This window comes from Vibrio gazogenes (assembly GCF_023920225.1).
GTDB classification, from domain to species: domain Bacteria; phylum Pseudomonadota; class Gammaproteobacteria; order Enterobacterales; family Vibrionaceae; genus Vibrio; species Vibrio gazogenes.
Genome location: NZ_CP092588.1, coordinates 494811 through 514317, shown reverse-complemented (window position 1 = coordinate 514317; position 19507 = coordinate 494811). Strand labels below are relative to the sequence as shown.

At 48.1% G+C, this 19507-nt stretch carries 17 protein-coding genes and 1 CRISPR repeat array; of the genes, 2 read left to right on the top strand and 15 right to left on the bottom strand.

The window, feature by feature from the left end:
- Nucleotides 1-27: 27 nt before the first annotated feature.
- From rbsK to MKS89_RS17820, 7 genes are all read right to left on the bottom strand, one after another.
- The gene (rbsK, locus tag MKS89_RS17850) at nt 28-948 is read right to left on the bottom strand and encodes a ribokinase (RefSeq protein WP_072959927.1); all 921 of its coding nucleotides are present in this window, start codon (nt 946-948) and stop codon (nt 28-30) included.
- 180 nt (nt 949-1128) lie between these two features.
- The gene (gene rbsB / locus MKS89_RS17845) at nt 1129-2007 is read right to left on the bottom strand and encodes a ribose ABC transporter substrate-binding protein RbsB (RefSeq protein WP_072959929.1); all 879 of its coding nucleotides are present in this window, start codon (nt 2005-2007) and stop codon (nt 1129-1131) included.
- A gap of 156 nt (nt 2008-2163) precedes the next feature.
- Entirely contained in the window at nt 2164-3144 is a 981-nt protein-coding gene (gene rbsC, locus MKS89_RS17840) for a ribose ABC transporter permease (RefSeq protein WP_072959932.1), read from the bottom strand.
- Nucleotides 3141-4652: a ribose ABC transporter ATP-binding protein RbsA gene (rbsA, locus tag MKS89_RS17835; RefSeq protein WP_072959934.1), complete on the bottom strand. Its 1512-nt coding sequence runs from the start codon at nt 4650-4652 to the stop codon at nt 3141-3143. Before rbsA ends, rbsC begins: the two co-directional genes overlap by 4 nt.
- 75 nt (nt 4653-4727) lie before the next feature.
- Nucleotides 4728-5147 (bottom strand): D-ribose pyranase, encoded by a 420-nt coding sequence (gene rbsD, locus MKS89_RS17830; protein ID WP_072959937.1) that lies wholly within the window; start codon nt 5145-5147, stop codon nt 4728-4730.
- Between the two features lie 461 nt (nt 5148-5608).
- Entirely contained in the window at nt 5609-6673 is a 1065-nt protein-coding gene (locus MKS89_RS17825) for a hypothetical protein (protein WP_072959940.1), read from the bottom strand.
- A complete protein-coding gene (locus MKS89_RS17820; protein WP_072959943.1) occupies nt 6670-7566 on the bottom strand; it encodes a glycoside hydrolase family 25 protein in 897 nt (298 codons plus the stop codon). Before MKS89_RS17820 ends, MKS89_RS17825 begins: the two co-directional genes overlap by 4 nt.
- 134 nt (nt 7567-7700) lie before the next feature.
- On the opposite strand from MKS89_RS17820, the gene MKS89_RS17815 reads away from it, so the two are divergent.
- Both MKS89_RS17815 and MKS89_RS17810 read left to right on the top strand, forming a co-directional pair.
- Entirely contained in the window at nt 7701-7994 is a 294-nt protein-coding gene (locus tag MKS89_RS17815; RefSeq protein WP_131814914.1) for a hypothetical protein, read from the top strand.
- An 821-nt stretch (nt 7995-8815) separates the two neighbouring features.
- Nucleotides 8816-9001 (top strand): hypothetical protein, encoded by a 186-nt coding sequence (locus MKS89_RS17810; RefSeq protein ID WP_072959944.1) that lies wholly within the window; start codon nt 8816-8818, stop codon nt 8999-9001.
- Between the two features lie 302 nt (nt 9002-9303).
- Here MKS89_RS17810 and cas2e read toward each other — a convergent pair whose 3' ends face one another.
- From cas2e to MKS89_RS17770, 8 genes are all read right to left on the bottom strand, one after another.
- Nucleotides 9304-9594 carry a type I-E CRISPR-associated endoribonuclease Cas2e gene (cas2e, locus tag MKS89_RS17805; RefSeq protein WP_353844469.1) on the bottom strand — a complete coding sequence of 97 codons (291 nt, stop codon included), beginning with the start codon at nt 9592-9594 and terminating at the stop codon, nt 9304-9306.
- A gap of 8 nt (nt 9595-9602) precedes the next feature.
- Complete coding sequence (gene cas1e, locus MKS89_RS17800; RefSeq protein ID WP_072959946.1) at nt 9603-10523, bottom strand: type I-E CRISPR-associated endonuclease Cas1e; 921 nt, start codon at nt 10521-10523, stop codon at nt 9603-9605.
- Nucleotides 10523-11215: a type I-E CRISPR-associated protein Cas6/Cse3/CasE gene (cas6e, locus tag MKS89_RS17795; protein WP_235862445.1), complete on the bottom strand. Its 693-nt coding sequence runs from the start codon at nt 11213-11215 to the stop codon at nt 10523-10525. The genes cas1e and cas6e overlap by 1 nt, the downstream gene beginning before the upstream one ends.
- 3 nt (nt 11216-11218) lie before the next feature.
- Nucleotides 11219-12007 (bottom strand): type I-E CRISPR-associated protein Cas5/CasD, encoded by a 789-nt coding sequence (cas5e, locus tag MKS89_RS17790; protein ID WP_072959949.1) that lies wholly within the window; start codon nt 12005-12007, stop codon nt 11219-11221.
- A gap of 9 nt (nt 12008-12016) precedes the next feature.
- Entirely contained in the window at nt 12017-13051 is a 1035-nt protein-coding gene (cas7e, locus tag MKS89_RS17785; protein ID WP_072959951.1) for a type I-E CRISPR-associated protein Cas7/Cse4/CasC, read from the bottom strand.
- Nucleotides 13052-13142: 91 nt separating this feature from the next.
- Nucleotides 13143-13733 (bottom strand): type I-E CRISPR-associated protein Cse2/CasB, encoded by a 591-nt coding sequence (gene casB / locus MKS89_RS17780; protein WP_072959954.1) that lies wholly within the window; start codon nt 13731-13733, stop codon nt 13143-13145.
- The gene (gene casA, locus MKS89_RS17775; RefSeq protein ID WP_072959957.1) at nt 13733-15331 is read right to left on the bottom strand and encodes a type I-E CRISPR-associated protein Cse1/CasA; all 1599 of its coding nucleotides are present in this window, start codon (nt 15329-15331) and stop codon (nt 13733-13735) included. Before casA ends, casB begins: the two co-directional genes overlap by 1 nt.
- Entirely contained in the window at nt 15331-18051 is a 2721-nt protein-coding gene (locus tag MKS89_RS17770) for a CRISPR-associated helicase/endonuclease Cas3 (RefSeq protein ID WP_072959960.1), read from the bottom strand. Before MKS89_RS17770 ends, casA begins: the two co-directional genes overlap by 1 nt.
- Nucleotides 18052-18270: 219 nt before the next feature.
- Nucleotides 18271-19031: a CRISPR direct-repeat array (repeat unit 29 nt; unit sequence CGGTTCATCCCCGTGCATACGGGGAACAC).
- Between the last annotated feature and the right edge of the window lie 476 nt (nt 19032-19507).

The window sequence follows — 19507 nt, the reverse complement described above, 5'->3', positions numbered from 1 at the left end:
TTGTTTGTCTACATCATGAGTTATCTGTCATGCCTGTTGTGCAAGAAAAGTATCTACTTCTTGTCGCGCCGGAATCGAGGTCTGTGCGCCAAAGCGAGTCACAGAAATCGCCGCCGATGCATGAGCAAAACGAATCGCATGCTGCATTGACAACCCTTCCAATAGCCCGGTCACCAGTGCGCCATTAAATGTATCACCGGCAGCGGTGGTATCGATGGCATCAACCCGAAATCCGGGAATCAATGTTCCCTGCCCGCTTTCACTGAGCCACACGCCTTTGGCACCCAAGGTTATCAACACCGTGGTGATACCTTTCTCATGCAGCACCGCAGCCGCACGCGCGGCACTTGACTCATCCGTAACAGCCACACCCGTCAGAACCTCGGCCTCGGTTTCATTAGGCGTAATCATATCCACACAACTGAGCAGTTCATCCGGCAGCGAACGTGCCGGTGCAGGATTAAGAATCACTTGCGTACTCGCAGCTTTTGCAGTCTGAGCACCACGAATCACCCCTTCAAGCGGCGTTTCCAACTGAGTCAGAAAATACTCTGCTTGCTGAATGCGAGTCAGATCACTGTCCAGTGATTCAGCCGTGAGGCGAGCATTCGCTTCAGAAGAGATACAAATCGCATTTTCACCACTATCCGTGACCTGAATCATCGCGATCCCAGTCGGGCAATCCGGTTGAATTTTTACCCCGGAGATATCCATACCATCGAGCTTAAAACTTTCCCGGATGTTGACGCCAAACGGATCATCACCGACGCTGGCAACAAAACTGATATCGGCTCCCAAACGAGCAGCAGCAACCGCCTGATTGGCCCCTTTTCCACCAGGAATCACCTGATAATCATGTCCATGAAGCGTTTCTCCCGGACGTGGAAAAGTCGGAACTCGTAACACATGATCAGCGTTAACACTGCCCAGTACAACTAATTTACTCATAAGGATTTCCTCGAAAATCAGCTCAATATATGTAAGGTCTGAACTCTCGCAAAAATGCAGACCTTACCGATATTCGGTATTTTTTTATCTTGAATAACGGGTTTTCTCAGGATGCTGCGTCACTCCCGAACATCATCGAGAAAAGGCAGGTCAGCGACGGTCGCCGCTGACCTATCTGGCTTAGTTACTAATAATTTTCAAAGGTACAGGAACGTTTTTGTTCACTGTGCCGCCTTTGAGTAATTGATCAGCGATATCAACACCCAACGCACCGATAACATCCGGCTGTTGAGCAATTGTTGCTGCTAATTGACCACGCAGAACCGCTTTCATACCGTCATCTGTGCCATCAAATCCAACGATCATCACTTTTTTGCCTGCCGCCTGAACCGCACGAACTGCACCAAGCGCCATTTCATCATTCTGAGCAAATACCGCTTGTACATCAGGGTTGGCTGCCAACAGGTTTTCCATGACGTTCAAACCTTTCGTCCGGTCAAAGTCTGCTGGTTGGCTAGCTAAAAGATTCAAATGACGTTTTTTCACAGCGTTCATGAAGCCTTCACCACGCTCACGAGCAGCAGAAGTACCAGCAATCCCTTCCAACTGAATCACTTTGGCATTGTCACCAAGCTTGTCAGCGATGAAATCACCTGCCATTTCACCACCGGCAACGTTATCTGATGCGATATGGCTGACAACATCACCATGGTTGGCACCACGGTCAAGGGTGATGACTGGCACTTTGGCGCGGTTAGCCAGACGAATAGCATTCGAAACGGCGTCGGAATCTGTTGGGTTAATCAGAATGGCTTTCACACCACGAACCGTTAAGTCTTCCACGTTGGAAAGCTCTTTACTTGGATCGTTTTGTGAATCCAGAACGATGAGTTGATAGCCCAAATCTTTGGCTTTCGCTTCGGCACCATCTTTCATGCTTACAAAAAATGGATTGTTCAACGTCGATAGTACAATCGCAATGGTGTCCTGCGCCTGCGCTGCAATCGACATCGTAGACGAAAGTAAAGCTGTAGAGATTAGCGTAACTAGTTTTTTCATCTTGTTTTCCTTATTTTCAGGCTCTGAATCGACCTTCAACCCGATTCGAGATTCCATGATTGTATAGGTACTACGGGTGTTGCTAATTACTGATTGTTTAAAAAGAACGACTGTTAAAAAACGATTGTTAAAAACGAAACGACTGTTTAAAACGGACTACTTATTTTTATTATCGACCAGAACTGCCAGCAAAATCACGATCGCTTTGGCAATCATCTGATAATAGGAAGAAACATCCAACAAATTGAGCGCATTATTCAAAAATCCGATAATTAACGCCCCGACTAATGTCCCCATGATTCGGCCTTTACCACCCATCAGGCTGGTTCCGCCCAAAACAACAGCGGCAATCGCGTCTAACTCATACCCCATACCAGCAGTTGGCTGTGCAGAAGAAAGACGTGAGGTAACAATAATCCCCGCCAAAGCCGCCATCAGACCACAGATAGCATAGACACCAATTTTGACGCGATCCACATTGATACCGGATAATCGGGTTGCAGACTCATTACCACCCAATGCGTAAACATAACGCCCAAATCGGGTGTGATTCAACAAATACCATGCTAGCCCGAAAACGATAACCATCATCCAGACCGGTACAGGAATACCAAGCATATAACCCGTACCGAACCAAGCAAAACTATCGGCAACATTAGTAAATCCGGTTGAGATGGGCCGCCCCTCAGTGTAAACCATAGTGACACCGCGCAATAATGTCATCGTCACCAAGGTCGCAATAAACGCCTGAACTTTACCTTTAGCGATGATAATACCACTCAGTCCGCCCAGACAGGCACCGGCCAGTAACGACACCGGAACCGCAACAAAGACCGGCAACTCAAGCGCAATCATACTCGCGGCAAAAGCACCACAGAGGGCCAAAACAGAGCCGACGCTCAAATCAATCCCTGCGGTTAAGATGACCAATGTCATCCCGACCGCCATGATGGCATTCACTGAAGTCTGACGCAGAATGTTAAGTATATTATCAACAGTAAAGAAATGAGGGTTCAAAAACGACACAACAAGTATCAAAAAAAGCAGTGCTATCAATGATTTTTGCTCAATGAGCCATTCTTTGCTGAACCACTTACGTTGGTTCGGTGTCGGTTGATTCATAGAATTGGTATTCATGCTGCTACCTCGTGAATATGCTTACCCACGGCACACGCCAGCAGGTTTTCTTGATTGGCATCTTGCGCCGCAAACTCGCCACTAATGCGTCCTTCATGCATGACAAGAATTCTGTCGCTCATTCCGAGGACTTCCGGCATTTCGGAAGATACAAGAATGATACTCATCCCTTCCGCTTTAAATTTGTTAATCAATTGGTAAATCTCTTTCTTCGCCCCAACATCCACACCACGCGTTGGTTCATCGAGAATCAGCACTTTAGGTCGCGTCATCAGGCCTTTGGCAATTGCCACTTTCTGCTGATTCCCGCCGGATAAGTTACCGATAATCTGATCCTGAGAAGGTGTTTTAATATTAAACAGGCGAATGAAATCGCTGACCGCTTCTCTTTCAGCATGATGGTTAATTTGTAGTCCATTCGAATACGATAGGTAATCCAACGCACACAGCGACATGTTATCTTTAACGGACAAGCCCAGCACGAGCCCGTCGCCTTTACGGTCTTCCGAGATATAAGCGATCCCGCTTGCCAAACCTTCTTGTGGGGTGTTGGGTGAAATGACTTCGCCATTGAGCTTCACTTCCCCTTTCTCCCGTGGAAATGCGCCATAAATCACTTTCATCAACTCGGTACGCCCTGCGCCCATCAATCCGGATACGCCAAGAATTTCACCGCGTTTCAGGACAAAACTCACATCGTGAACCCCTGCCCCTGTCAGACCACTCACTTCCATCGAGATGTCGCCATTCATCGAATCTACCCGAGGGTACTGTTCATCGAGTTTACGTCCGACCATCATCTCAATCAGCGTATCTTCGTCGATCTCCTCGACCAAACGCTGACCAATAAATTTCCCGTCGCGTAACACCGTGACATCATCACAAATTTCAAAAATTTCTTTCAGCCGGTGAGAGATATAGACAATGCCGCAACCTTGTTCACGGAGCTCACGAATCACACTAAACAGGGATTCCGTTTCCGTATCGGTCAGAGCATCCGTCGGCTCATCCATAATGATAACTTTCGATTCAAACGACAGCGCTTTCGCAATTTCAACCATCTGTTGTTCGCCGAGACTCAATTGCCCCAGTGGTGTTTTCGAACTACGACGCACATTCAGGCGACTCAACAAACGATCGGCCTCCTGATACATCTCTTGCCACAAGATCCGACCGAAACGATTGGTCTTTTCCCGCCCCAAGAAGATATTCTCGGCAATCGTCAACTCAGGAATCAAATTTAACTCCTGATGAATAATCGAAATTCCGGCTTCCTGAGAATCTCTCGGTCCTGCAAAAGCAGCGCGTTCTTGTTGATAAAAAATGTCTCCGGCATCTTTTGTATAAATGCCAGTCAACACTTTCATCAGTGTCGATTTTCCTGCGCCGTTTTCTCCCATCAACGCCATCACTCGTCCCGGATAGACATTCAAGCTGGCACCATCGAGCGCTTTCACGCCGGGAAATGCTTTGTCTATCTGGCTGAGCGCTAAAATGGGTTCTATCATGATTTCACCTCAATTGACTCTGGAATGCTGCCGGAACTTCAATTTGTTCTCAAACTAAAGCAACCTGTTCTCGAACTAAAAAACGACACCCGCCTGAAAAATCACGTTAGCATACGGTGTACATTCACCTGTCCGTACGACCGCACGACTGTCTTCGGTGCGACTCTTGAACGCTTCATGACTAATATAGGTTCGACGGATGGTTTTACCGGTCTTTTGTTCTTCAATTTGCAGCAAATGCTGCAATTCTTCATGTAAATTCGGGCTGACTTCACGAAATTCAGCAGCAAGGACAACCCCTTCGATCTGCATCTCGGCCAATAACGTGCGTACTGTTTCAATAAATCCCGGCACACCATGCGTTAAAGCAAGATCAATCCGCGATGTTGTCTCCGGAATCGGTAATCCGGCATCACAGACGGTCACTTCATCGGTATGTCCTAATGTCGCAACCAAATAAGAAAGTTCTGAGTTCAGTAACTGATTTTTTTTCATCACAATGCCTCAACAATCAAGCAAAACACTGATCAACATCGTGATCAACTTTTGCTGTTGAATTTCGACAAGCTGTATAAAAAACACTCATCGAAACGTTTCGATAAAATCATATCGCAATCTGAAAAGATTGAATCCCAGTAAAATGCAGACTGTGAAGCAGATCGATGAAAGTGGCTTAGACTCGCTAAAAAAATTGAACAAGATCACTGAATAAACATGATTTGATGAGTGAATGATGATTATAAAATCGAAAGCATAAGAAATAATTATTGTACGCAGCCAGATACGACAATCCCTGAGCAAGCTGGCCTGACAACAGCCCTTAGCAAACAATCCCGAGTAAACAAAGAAGTAACAGCGTCATGGCGCGCACAGGTTGTGGAGCCGCGCCACGCTCATGATTCAGTAATGATTGTTCGGTGATAACGGTTCGGTGATAACGGTTTAGAGATGATTGCTCAGTGATGGTGGGTTTCAGCCATGATTTGTTTAACCATCCCCTTTTCAACCATGAAATGATGAAGCAAAACCCGGCATAACAGATGGTGTAATAATACCGAGAGCCCCAGCGGCACAAGGATCAGCCCCAACAGCATTTTGATAGCAAACTGAATCACCACCAGGAGACCATGCTCCACCTTGTGATGAAGTTTTGCCGATGTTGCCTTATGCAGCAATGTCACGCTGCTTTTAGCGTGTTCTTTCAGATCGCGATGGTGTCGCTGATGACCTTTCAGTTCACCGGCAACCGCAGAGAAATACCCAAAGCCAGTCGGCTCTGTGAAACTTTGCTCAATCACAGTCGCCCCCAGCACACTCAAATGCAGTGCGTAGGGAATAATCAACCAGCAAAGCAAAAACAGCGTTGCGCTCAGGCGTAACAGCTTTCGGGCAACCGACCATTGCAAAACAGTGCGTTGAAACAGAGCCAATATCAGCCAGCCCAACGACAGACCGACAAATATCAAAAACAGCCAAGGCGTTGCCAATTCCGCACAGATCACCAGCACCCGTAGCAACGCGATTGCCGCCAAAGAAATCGCAATCGCTTCTGTGCCCCGTTCAAGAACCTGATTCAGTCGTTTCAGAATGCGACCCACTTCAACATTCATATCAATAATAAATGACACCCCGAACTGACTGCTGTCAGCCACACTGATCAACGCATCCAGTTCCAGCAAGTGCAATAACTCGGCACCGACTTCCTGCTCCGTATGGGTCAGATACAATAAGTTGGCGCGATACACTGGATCGTGAGACGCATCGCTAAGAGATGCATCACCGGACGGTGAAAACGGACTGGGGAACCAGAGAAATACCGCTCCCCCGAGCATCACAATGGCACACAGCAACCACCAACGGCTGATTTGTGGTGCTGATGATGGATGTGTGGTCTGGCCGGATGAAGCCGTTTTCTGCGGATCGGATGACGCTGATTTTTCAGCCAATGTTCCTTGTGAAGAAGCCCCTTGTGGAGAAGTTCCTTGCTGAGCTTGCTGTTTAGATGCTGTGGTCGGACTCATATGGCCTCCTGACGAACGCGACACCGAATCGTTTCAAGGGCGGTCTGCTCAAGCGCTTTATCCAGATCCACTGCGCCTCGAATCCCCGGCAGCCGCCCTTGTTCAGAATGCTGCCAGAGCTGAATATGCTGCAACCCTGCCGGTCGAATCATCTCCGGTGAATAATCAGCCAGCCAGAACGGATAATGATTGAATGAGTCTCCGATATAAGTCTGCCAGAAGTCACCATAGGAATAGATAACGGGCGTACATCCGGTTGCCTGCTCAACACCACTTAAAAATTGCCGCAACCGCTTTTGTAAAACCTGCGGTTTGACACCTCTGGACACCTCAACATCCACCATCGGCGCCAAAGTAAGCGGATGTCCTTTGGTCGCACGCAAGAAATTATTCAGTTGCTGATGCGGGTCGTCACCGGCTTCAAAAAAATGATAAGCACCGACGAGAATCTGATGCGGTATAAGCGCCTGTATATTGGTCGCAAACATCGGGTCGAGGAACGTCATACCGTCAGACGCTTTCAAATAAACAAAATCGATACCCGACGCAATCACATCACGCCACACGACCCGCCCTTGATCGTGAGAAACATCAATCCCTCGCGCCTTTTGACGCTTGGGCACGCTTTTCTCCTCTGATGATGTGATAACCGCAGATTTATCTGTTGTGGGTGGCAGTGCTGATTGTTCAGCCGGAGACGAGTGAAGCGCAGCCGGAGTGACTGGCTTAGAGAAGGTATCGGACGGTCTGGCCGTCGATGGCATCGCACTCGATAAATCATGAAGCAACGGTCGTGAGAGCAAAAGATAACTCCCGACAAACATCCCGACGATTACAGTACCTAATACCGTCTTTAGCACTGTGTTTTTCTCTGTTATGACTTTTTCTGTCATCGCGTTCCCTGCCACAAAAATACACCTCAGCGAAGGACGGTTCTGACCCTCATGCTGAGCTTATTTTCGTCATGTTACCGACGCGATTGTGACGAAACTCGGTGGTTTCAATGGAATGAACAGCATCCATCGCTATGTTTCATCCAATCCAAATCAACCCCTCAACGAAGAAAACCATTCCGGGAGAATGGTTAGGCTTTTCCGGGCAGGACGCCCGTAAAAATCGGTTCTGGACAACGTGCGACGCTGTTAAACAAAAAAGATCTTCTGGTTACTCCTGCATCTTGGCAAGAGTAACTGGCGCACAGAGCGTCCATGCCTCTGAAACTGGGGAAACCAGTTGTGCGTCAAACTGCAATGCCGATGGCTGGAAAAGTAAAAGGATGATGCTGAGTTTGGGACGCAATGACTTTCCTCGATTTCATTAGCATCCTCGAACGCGCCCCAGTTACTTTTGATAGATGTCAAAAGTAACCAAAAGCATCTTTCTGAGTTCAGCGCACGTAATCAGGGACGCTTTTATTCGCTCCTGCTCACGAAAAGCTTAAAATTCATCCATGAATTTCACCCTGAGAGCATCGATCAATTTAGCTTCGTTCTAAACATGTTTTACTTCACTCAAACAAACCACCCAACGAAGAAAATCATTCACGGATGAATGATTAAGCTTTTCCGGGCAGGACGCCCGTAAAAGCTGGTTCTGGACAACGTGCGATTCAGCCAAACAAAAAAGATCTTCTGGTCACTCTTGCATCTTGGCAAGAGTGACTGGCGCACAAAGCACCGATGTTTCTGAAATCGAGGAACAAAATGTGCGTCACAACTCAGTGCCGGAGGCTAGGAAAAACAAATCGTAAGACCGTAGGTCAATACTCCCAATACTTTGAAATCACTCGCAAAAAAATGACAAACCAAGTATTAGGAAAGTATGGGATTTCACGATACCACACGCGTTTTGCACTGCGACCTCTCGTCAACAAACCCGATGCTGCTTACTCTGCACAGGCACCGAAAAAAACGGTGTCGGGATTAGGAACCCCGCAATACATCAGACACACATCTATCAGTCTTGTGACGATTGATATTTATGTGTAGCCTACTCGTTCCGATTATGGTGAGCTGGGCACAGGCAGCTATGCTGGCCGTTTTTGATGTGGCGGTAGTTCCTAACCTTGTCCAGTTCACCACCCATTGATTAGGAACCTCTGAGTGGTGATAGTTTTTAATATTCCACATCAAGAGGGTTATTATGCCTAAATCTCTAAATCCTGACTTACATCTGACCGCCCGCGGCTATCTGATTGATTGTCTGATCACCAATACGCTCCCCAGCGTCGATCAAAATGAACTGCGGGAAATTCTCCTGTTTCTCAACAATCTGATCACCTTTGATGAGATTAATCTGAAGAAAGAAGAAATGATGCTCGATGAGTAAATCAGTAGTAGGCTGAAAACGAGCGGAGTGGCAACGGTATGCACTGCGTGCCACTCCACATGTCCCCGTGCATACGGGGAACACATGCATTGCGCCAAAATTATAATTTCACAATTCGGTTCATCCCCGTGCATACGGGGAACACTCTAATTGTAGACATTTGATTCATATAAATAAATTCCCACGTTAACAATCTACCAACATTTTTCCCTATTTTTATGCTTAGCGATCTGACCGAAAATCATCAAACAATCCGGTGTCCGGTGATCTGCCAGAGTGCCTGTCCTTGTCTTTATAGCAACTTACATATCACTCTCGATTGGCTTAAATTTCACCAACCTCAACCCCTCAAAATCAATCGGCTCCCGGCGGTTTTCGCCATATGTCTGAAAATCAAAACCAGATTCAGTATTGGTGGCCCACGCCATGACCACATTGCCGGTTTCCGCCAGTTGCATCACTTGCTCCCAAATCATCTCACGAACTCGTTTAGAGACCTCTCCGACATACACCCCAGCACGCACTTCTAATAACCAGACGGCTAACCGGCCACGTAAACGGGGTGGTACGGCCTCTGTGACAACAACCAACATACTCACAATTATTTACTCCTGTGTCCGGCATCACCGTAAGATTCAGGTTCAGGAATCGCGGGGGGTTGTGCATCTTCCGGCGGCAGCGGTGGCTCGATTTCTCCGGCAGCTAATACCTCTTCAATCAGAGGAATCAATTTTTTAAGAGTCTGATTTTTTCGAAAGGCTTCCCGACATTCCTGGCGTACTTTTCTATCGGGTTCAAGCGGCCGATACGATGCAACCCTGAACGCAACAGGAACCACAGTATCAAATTTGATAATGTCAGCGATATCATACACAAACGATAACGGTTTGCCGGTATGTAAGAAACCTATCGCCGGAGCATACCCGGCCGCCAGAATCGCAGCTTCAGTCACCCCATACAAACAAGCCGTTGCCGCACTAATACATTGATTGGTGATATCCCCTTTTTGCCAGTCTTTGGGGTCGTACCGGCGCCCCTGCCAGTCAACCCCGTACTGTTTGGCAAGTATCTCGTAGGTTTTACGTACCCGTGCCCCTTCAATCCCCCGCAACTGCTCGACACTCCGGCGCTCTGGCGCAGATTCTTTAAAGCGAAGCTCGAACATCTTGCGCACGACTTTTAAGCGTAACGCTTCATCCAGTGCTAACTTGGCCTGATATAGCAGACGATCGGATCGTGCCCCACCCGGCTGACCCACAGAATAAAGACGCACACCCGCTTCACCGACCCAAATCAGTAATGTGCCCGTGGTTGAGGCCAGTTTCACCGCAGCATGGCTAATCCGCGTACCGGGTTCGAGCAGAATACAAGCCAATGACCCGACCGGAATATGCATCCGTTCACCATTAACTTCATCAATGACGACAAACGCCCCGTCACGCACATCGATTCGCCCCATCGCGACAAAAATCATCGAATTACGTTCTTTCATCGGGATCGGTTTTAGGGGAATGAATGACATTAGATCCTCCTGATCAACATCAGGCCACATCCCATCGCTTTGGCTCTGCCAAAACCCTCAGCATATTGACTTAAGAAGCGTTCAGGATCGGTGACAGTCAAAATCCCCTGTACATCAACACTCGAAAACCGAACATGATGTTTATGCTTTTCCCGACGATTTTTCTTATAACTACTGTGTTGGGTATAGCTCTGGATATCAGGCTGGGTATCCAGTTGGATTCCCCATTGGCTCAAGCGAGCATCATGACCGAACCACTGGTGCACAGCGTCATCCATATGTTGTTGCAACACATGTGGTTGTAGTTGTTCATCCCGAAGCTGGTGTTTGGTATGCATCACCACATCATGACGCTGCTGGCGGCCATCTTTGGTGATACAAACCGTTGGATTGATCCGTAATTGATAAGCAAGTTTCTGCCCGGCATGCAGCTGTGGTACAAAAACTTTACTCTCGACCCGACAATGGCGGCTATATGGGTCTGGCTGGGTTTTCGAAAGCGTATAAAAGAACGGTAATTGATGCGCATCGACGTCTTGGCGATAAATAAACTGACGTTTCTCATCCCGATAAAAAAGCTCACGCCACAACAGTTGATGAGAGGCGTATGCGTCATTTTGGTCAAGCTCAAGCAGAACCTTGGCTAAATTAGCAGAGGGGCTTAGCGTAACTTTTGATAAATACAATTGCATGTTTTATACCCTTTCATTTGCCGGAGCCGATGATCCGCTGTCTTTATTCGCACGAGATTGCGCGACCGAGAGTTGATACATCGTGCGTGACTGAAACTGCCAACGGCCCCTATTTTCCGGTTCATCCCAAGGGAAAGTCGTGACAACCGTCTCTGAATCTTCCGGTTCAATCGCTTGAGGATCTTTTTCCCAAAAGTAGGTCACCCATCCATTGTGGCGTAGCAAAAAGTCATCAGCCTTTTGACTCCAAGTGAGCATGTGAAATTCAGTGTCTAAAGCAGCACGAAGGAAGCCGTCAGCCACAATTTGTGGTGATAACGGCGCAGCAGGCGGGCAAGACTTACGGCCTAAATAGAGCGAAAACACCGGTGTTTTCAGGGCAGAATGAAGCTCAGCTAATGTATAACTCGGCTCAGGTGTCAGAGTCACCGCAACCGTCCACATCCCATCACATCGATAATCCCGGCTGGAAAGTACCGTATTGAGGTGCGATTCAGACAGTTCGCTCTTGCGTGTCCGGTGCGTAAATTTCCGATCCGCCGACGGCACTTGGGTGGTGTGGTAATCACGGATCAGTGTGCCCGGAACGAGTTGCTTCACGGCAATTTCAACACTCTGCTGTAACGCTTGTAGTTGTGTTTCATTATCCCGCCGAATTCCTAATGCTGCCCCCAACAAACCTAAAATCGCAGAACGGGACGGGGCAACGGCTGTTTGTCGATCCCCGCCGACGGCTGGTAACCCCCAGCTCGCCATTGGGCCATAAAGACGAAATACGAGATAAGATCTCATTCCCCCTCCTTATTCAGCGACAAATTGCTGCAATTGTGTCAGAGAACCTTCTCCGGTAAATGCATTGATCCGATAACGGCTGTCGGCACAATCACCGTAAATGGCATCGAAATTCTCCGCTTGTTTTTCCAGCGCTTTAACGGCGGCTTCCCCCATATCAATATCCACAACCGGCTTCAGGAAAGCAACAGAAAGCGAACGCGGTTGCTGAGTACCTTTTTCTGCCAATACAAAACTCGCATAAGCGCGTGAGCCGAAACTGTTCTGTTTCCCGCTGGGTGATACCTTGACAACTGCTTCCGTCAGCGCCTGAATGGCCTGATTCGCCAGCGACTCATCGCCCTGTAAGCTGTCGATCAGTTGTGTTTTATTAATGCAGATATAGCTATAGAACAGCGCAGCAGCAAAACCGGCCTCGCCGATATGTGCTGAACCGGCATCAGTTTTACCATCGTTTAGATCATCAACCGCTGTAAAATAGTCATCTTCGACTGTCACCGAATGGACACTAATCGCGTGGGCGACCTGACAAGCGGCTTCGACGTTGAATTCAGGAGAAGACGCGAGCATCCGACCAAATAGTGCAATATCCACGCTCGTCTGTTTGTTCTTGAGCGCCTTAAGTTCCTCAGCACTGGGGCCACGATCTTCTGCCGCCAGTACCGCAACCAGCGAAAGTGCAGCATCTTGTTCTGCCGGGCTGATATGGGCTAACTGTTCAATTTCAAGCGAGTCTTTTTTTAATTTGCCATATTGACCGGCCATTTCTGCCGCCCATTTTTGTGCCGATTTTTCTTTGACGCCTGCTTGTGTGAGTGCCTCAAATAAGCTCACGCCAAATCGTTTGGTTCGAACGCCTAAATGTCCGGCCATCGCGGCTTCAAATAGGTCAGAGGTTCGCCAATGGCGTTTTAAACTTTGAGAACTCACCCGAAGACGCTCAGTCCCGCCCATGACGGCTGTTTTAGGTCGGCCTAAGTCGTCACGGTTCAAGTTAGAGGGGGCATAAGATGTAAGTAGGTGAAGCTGAATAAACTGACTCATTGTTAGGTATCCTTCATTCATCAATCGGTTCGCGGTACGGTGTCGTGCGAAGCATTAAAAAGTGATATAGCATGTCGGTTCACATGTGTTTTTAGTGTCCGGCAGCTCGGTAGTAGTCCATGGCCCATTGCACAGCAATACGTTTATCCGCTTTGTGAAGACGCATACTGTCATGTTCCTGAGACCATTGTTCGATGTCTTGAGCCAGCGCTAATGGCGAAACTTTACCTTTGACCTGTTGCAGGATGCGACGTAGCCGACGCAGAAACTCATCCGGCGTTTTGGCCGCTTGCAGTTGTGCAAAACGCATTTCACTGACCGCTGATTTATCATTGTCCCCTTTTTTCCCCGCTGCTCGGGCAAATGAGGTTTCAGATTCAGCCGAAATGTAAACTAATGCCGCTGCAATGGTTGCCCAGCATTCGATATCTTGTGGCTTGGCTTGCCCGGTGAACGCTTCGGGGAGCGCCATCCATAACAGCCGGAATCCTTCCGTCATCATGACACTATCAACCGAATCACACCGTTTCAAACGAGCTTTTACGCCACTAGGGGCCGGATAAATATCTGTTTTTTTCAGTTCATCTTTCGATAAAACCATGCTTTGCCACCAGCGCAGTAAGGTATTCCTGACTACGCTATGATGACGAATGGAGAAAGATGTAGGCTTACTCTGTTCCATTACACCGCATCCTGTATTGTTGTCATTCGATAATCATTGATAAACTGCCGGACTGGATTTTTATCTTTGCTGCTATAGAGCCAGCCTTGTAATGCCCGGCGTGCTTTAATTCGTTTTGCCATATCGCGCTGGTTGACAAGTTCAGCCGACAAGGCATATTCATCGAACAGCACCAGACAAAGGCGCCGAAGCTGTTCAAGCCACCGCTGTGCTTGCTCGGGGGCAAGTTGATCACCTTGTTGAGCCTGAGCAACCATCTGTTCAACTGCAATGAAAAAGCTCGTTTCGCTCCGTTGCCAAAAGGCCAGATCAATAAAAGAGGTATCCCCTTTGATATCTCCGGGCCGCTCGAACCACGCCTGTTTGATTTGAGTCCGGGTATGCCATAACGCTTCGTTGGCAAGCTTTTGTAAGCGTTGCACCTCACTGACAATCTCGTCTTGTATGGTGTGTTCCACCTCGAATAAAGGCAGAGCCACTGAATACCAGCCCCGGGCTTTCATGTTATCCATGTCATAACCGAACACCCACAACCGGGGCAGCTCGTTCAGTTTCGCTTTTCGTGCGATGGACTGATAATGCTTCACAACCGAAGCACATCTGACGCCCAGATTCGGGCTATCGAACGTCAGCACATCCCAAATTTTATAGTTGATCCCGCCGGGCTGCCCTTTTATAGACAGGTGTTCTTCGTCCGGTTTTTTCGGATCCCATTTATAAGGTGTGAGCGGATGTTCCCAGTTGCCGCTGTAGTTACCGCCGTAATTTTTAGTCCGGTACTGGCTGACTGAGAATGTGGTTTCCCTGCCACTAATCTGGCATTGGCTCGTCGCCTGATCGACCTGTAAGCGGATGCGACGCGGCATAGCCCAAAACATATGCAAGGGATGCACATCTTTCTGATAGATTTCGCTATTCTTTTTCTGGCTTTCCCGTGCGGGAGCAAGCCAAGGGAAAAGACGACCATCATGAAAATCAGGATCATCGTAGTGCCACGCCTCCCGATTGATCACATTCAGCCATAACTTCTGCCATAACGAATAGTCACTGTTTGCGGGTAAAACTAACGTCGTCAGCGGCCCACCACCACGAAGACCGACACGATGCCCGACGCCACCGGCAGGCGCATTAATCTGCATGGTAAAGAGAGCCAGAGCGGCCATTTCCAACGACATCACGTCACCAATTCCACGTTTAATAAAATGGTCGGTGTTATGCCGGATGCCATTCGCCCCCGGCGCTTCAATCAACAACGCGGAAACGGGCGTTGTCTTCTGGTCATCCAACGGGTCAAGGTCTTGCATAAATAACGGCCCATCGCCAAGCAAATCAAAGGCATGAGCCATCGGTTCAAACACCGCCTGTAACTGAACAACGGACGGTGATTGCCGAAAGTGCTCACGCCACTCGGCCGCATCTTGGGGGGCAAAAGCCGTTTGGAGAATACCAATCGTAAATTGGTAAGCAGCGCCCTGAAAATCAGCGCGCGGGAGGGCAAAGTCCACAACGTCCGGATCACCAATACTGGTCAGGGCTAATACTTTCTCGGTGCCATCCCGCATGCGAAATGGCAACCAAGGTTGTTGTAACAAGTTCATCACACCTCCTGTTTTTGCTGCATACAAAAACCTGCTGTTTCATCATAAGCAAATCGTGAGTCCGTCTCAGGCATCCAGAGTTGCAAGTATTTGGCTGCCGGGTACGCCCGATGTACGGATTGAATCTGTTCTTCACTAAGCAGCGCTAAATGGTCAGCAAATTTTTTCTTCCCGACTTTGACCGTACTCAAAGCCACAGCAAATTGCATATCATCAACCCAAGGAACCAACTGATCATTTTCGGTTCGTTTGAGTAAAAGCACACTCACCGTTTCAATATCACTGTAACGGGTACCAATTTCCTGATGATCTTCTGTCCAGTATTTTGAGCTATTCGTATGGTAACCATATCGGAAGTCAATCAACTGAGACCAAGCTTGATTTGCTTTGGCACACTCATCCCCCATCAGAGTCTCTTCTTGACTTTGTAAGCTGATGGGAATGCTGTCTGTTGCGGTATCACCATAAACCGCTTCAATCAATTGCCGCGCCTGTTCCGGCATTCGGATCGCTTCAAGCTGGCGTAAAATACGTTGAGCAAGCCACAAACGCCCCGGTGAACGGTAAACAAATTCTGTATTGCGAAAGTTTTGACTCAACCAATCCTTAGCCGGTTCCTCTTCCCACACCGGTGCATGAACATATAAAACCGGTGCCGGACGTAGATCACTCACCTTGGGCATATGGCATCCGGTTGCATCCCGGGTGTGGCGGTGTAACCGACCGGCACGTTGAATCAGATCATCAATCGGACATAAATCAGAAATCATTACATCGGCATCGGCGTCTAAACTTTCCTGAAAGACTTGGGTCGCAATTAAGACCTTACCTTGCCGGTCTGACCCGGTGCTTTTCTTACCAAACCACTGTAAAACTTGTGTCTCTATCCGCCGCCGATCATCGAGAATAAAACGGCTATGAAATAACAAACAGTCTTCTGGTTTTGCCAGTTGAGCACTGAGTAACCGATAGGCCGCCAATGCGTCATCCACCGAATTTCTCACCCAGACGACACATTGCCCCTGTGCCACAGCCGCGACAATGCGGTCCACACATGCTTGCTCATGATGAATAAAATCAACCTGAACCGCTCGGCTGACATCCGCACGACTGGCTAAAGCCTGCTCCCGGATCGGTGTCACGCTGCCATAGCTCAGTTGGGTGGCCAACGGGAAATGGGTTTGTGTGAGAAGTAAACGTGACTCTGACTCAGTATTTAGCCAAATATCAGCCAAACGCTGACGCTGTTTCAGCGAGAGTGTTGCTGTGAGTAAAATCGCTGACCCGCCTTGATGTAAATGGAGTCTGAGTAAGGCTTCAAGCAACTCAAACATGTAGTCATCTGCCGTATGTATTTCATCAAAAATCAGTACCTTTCGATGCAACCCTAATAAACGTAACGACTGGTGGCGACGTGGTAACACCGCTAATAATGCCTGATCGATGGTTCCCACCCCGACGGGCGCTAATAATGCTTTTTTACGCGAATCGGCTAACCACTGATTACATTGTGCTGTTGCACTGCGATCCGTCTGCGCATAATTCATATCCCTCGGCCCGGATTCCATTGTCGCTTGTTGAAACCGTTCATTCATTTCCCGGGCAGCATGAGCCAGAACGATACTGGGTATATTGTCTTGCTCAGCGACGAACATCTGCTGGTAGTGGTCTGCAACTCGGTCAAACATCGCATTTGAAGTAGCCATCGTCGGCAGACCGAAATAAAAACCGTCTGCGACATTTGCTGCCATCAGGCGGTGTGTCAGTGTTAAAGCCGCTTCTGTTTTCCCCGAACCGGTCACATCTTCTAACACAAATAACTGCGGTGCATCATCGAGCGGAACCTCTTCGGCCCATCGTTGCAATGGTGTCGGTTGAAAATGAAAATGAGCCTCTACAGACTGAAACGGTGCCGGACGACTCGATTGCGCTAAACCGAACGCTTGGATTGCTCTGACAGCCACATCTTGCACCTTATGCCAATAATCGCAAAGTGCTTCGGGTTGACTTCGATAGTGAAAAAACGCCTGATTTGAACCCACCCAGTCAGCCAACACAGCAATACCGGCCAGTTGCCAACTCACCTGTGTCAGACGGCTAGTCCATGCTTTGTCAGTGAGCTTTTCTAACGGTATATCCGGCCGGATTAAATGATAAACATCATGAACAAACTGCCCGGCGGCATCGAGATTATACGGTTCGGTGAACTTTCTCATGGTTACCATCGCGGCATTTTCAACCGGCTGACCATGATGACCGAAGACACAGTTGAGCATAATCATTAAGGTTTGATCGATGCGATCTTGTTCGTTTTCAGAATATGATGCGAAAGTGGGAAGCTCTGCATAGAAAGAATCTTTCAATACTTCCCAAAAAAATAACCCTAATCGGTCATGTCGATATTCGCGGCCATCGTATGTGCGACGGCAATGTGGTAACCATGAACTATCAGGTAGCCGATGTAACGCCTGAAAAGCGGAGGCAAACTTGCCTAAATCATGTAACGTCAGCACAAAAGTAAACCAACGATTGAGCTGACTTGTTGAAATGCCCAGAAATGCAGCCAACTCACAGGTAAGTGGTTTTTCAGGATGTAATAGTTGTTGCCCGACAGCTGCCACATCAAGACAATGATAAGGCAAAAGATGGTAGTCATCCCCATGAGATGTCAGTGCTTGACTCGCCTTGCCCCAGTACAAGAAGTAGGCAGGTTCTTCCATGAGAGGTTGATTCCAGTAGTCAATTGAATGTTATCAAAAATAACACACCTCTTGTTCTAAATACGGAAAAAATGACAGACCAAGAAGAAGTTCAAGCTTATTTACACAATTAATAACAATACAATCAATAATCATGTTTATCAGCACTCAATCATCAGTGAATTATCCCCGTATGTACGGGGAACACTTAACTACATGTTATTGAATGTTATCTATCCGCGGTTCATCCCCGTGCATACGGGGAACACGAGGCACTTTATAAAAGCGTCGAAGGTCTCGCCGGTTCATCCCCGTGCATACGGGGAACACGTACTCCCACGAATCCCGGTCGGTAATGAACGCGGTTCATCCCCGTGCATACGGGGAACACGTGGACGTTTGGTCTCGATAGGATTTGTTTGTCGGTTCATCCCCGTGCATACGGGGAACACTAATCAGGGTCCTCAGTTCGTCAATCAACGCCCGGTTCATCCCCGTGCATACGGGGAACACCATGGGCTAACGAACGGCCCTGAGTTTGACGCCGGTTCATCCCCGTGCATACGGGGAACACACCCAAACTTGACTATTGGCGGTGAGAGAACGCGGTTCATCCCCGTGCATACGGGGAACACATTACGAGCTGTAGTGCGTGGGTTGACACCGGCGGTTCATCCCCGTGCATACGGGGAACACTAATCATTCACGAAATGGACGGGGAAGATGAGCGGTTCATCCCCGTGCATACGGGGAACACCATGGGCTAACGAACGGCCCTGAGTTTGACGCCGGTTCATCCCCGTGCATACGGGGAACACATTTTCAGCCAACGTACGAACAAGCCAAAAGGCGGTTCATCCCCGTGCATACGGGGAACACCATTTGTCGTGGACTGTTCATGATTCAATATACGGTTCATCCCCGTGCATACGGGGAACACTATATCTCCCCGCTAGAAATGCGATGAGTACCCGGTTCATCCCCGTGCATACGGGGAACACTCTAATTGTAGTCATTTGATTTATAAATACAAATTTCGACATTCACAATCTACCAACATTTGGGGCGGTTTTAAAGGTCATCAATATGGCAGGTTATGAAGCTATTGTGGGTTTAGTGTGCAATTGATTCATCCTCTTCCTGATCAGCTATTCCCATCGATCAAATTGACTTTATTGATGTTTCACTCAACTCAAATCAACCACCCAATAAAGAAAACTATTCCGGGAGAATGGTTAGGCTTTTCCGGGCAGGACGCCCGTAAAAGTCGGTTCTGGACAACGTGCGACTCAGTCAAACAAAAAAAGATTTTCTGGTTCGTCTTCCATCTCTGAAAGATGAACTGGCGCACAGAGCACCAATGTCTCTGAAATCGCCGAACGTAATTGTGCGTTAAAATTTGGGGCCGGAGGCGGGAAAGATTGAAAATTGAGGTGCAGCGGTTTGGTGCGCGATTAATTTTGCCGATTTCAATAGC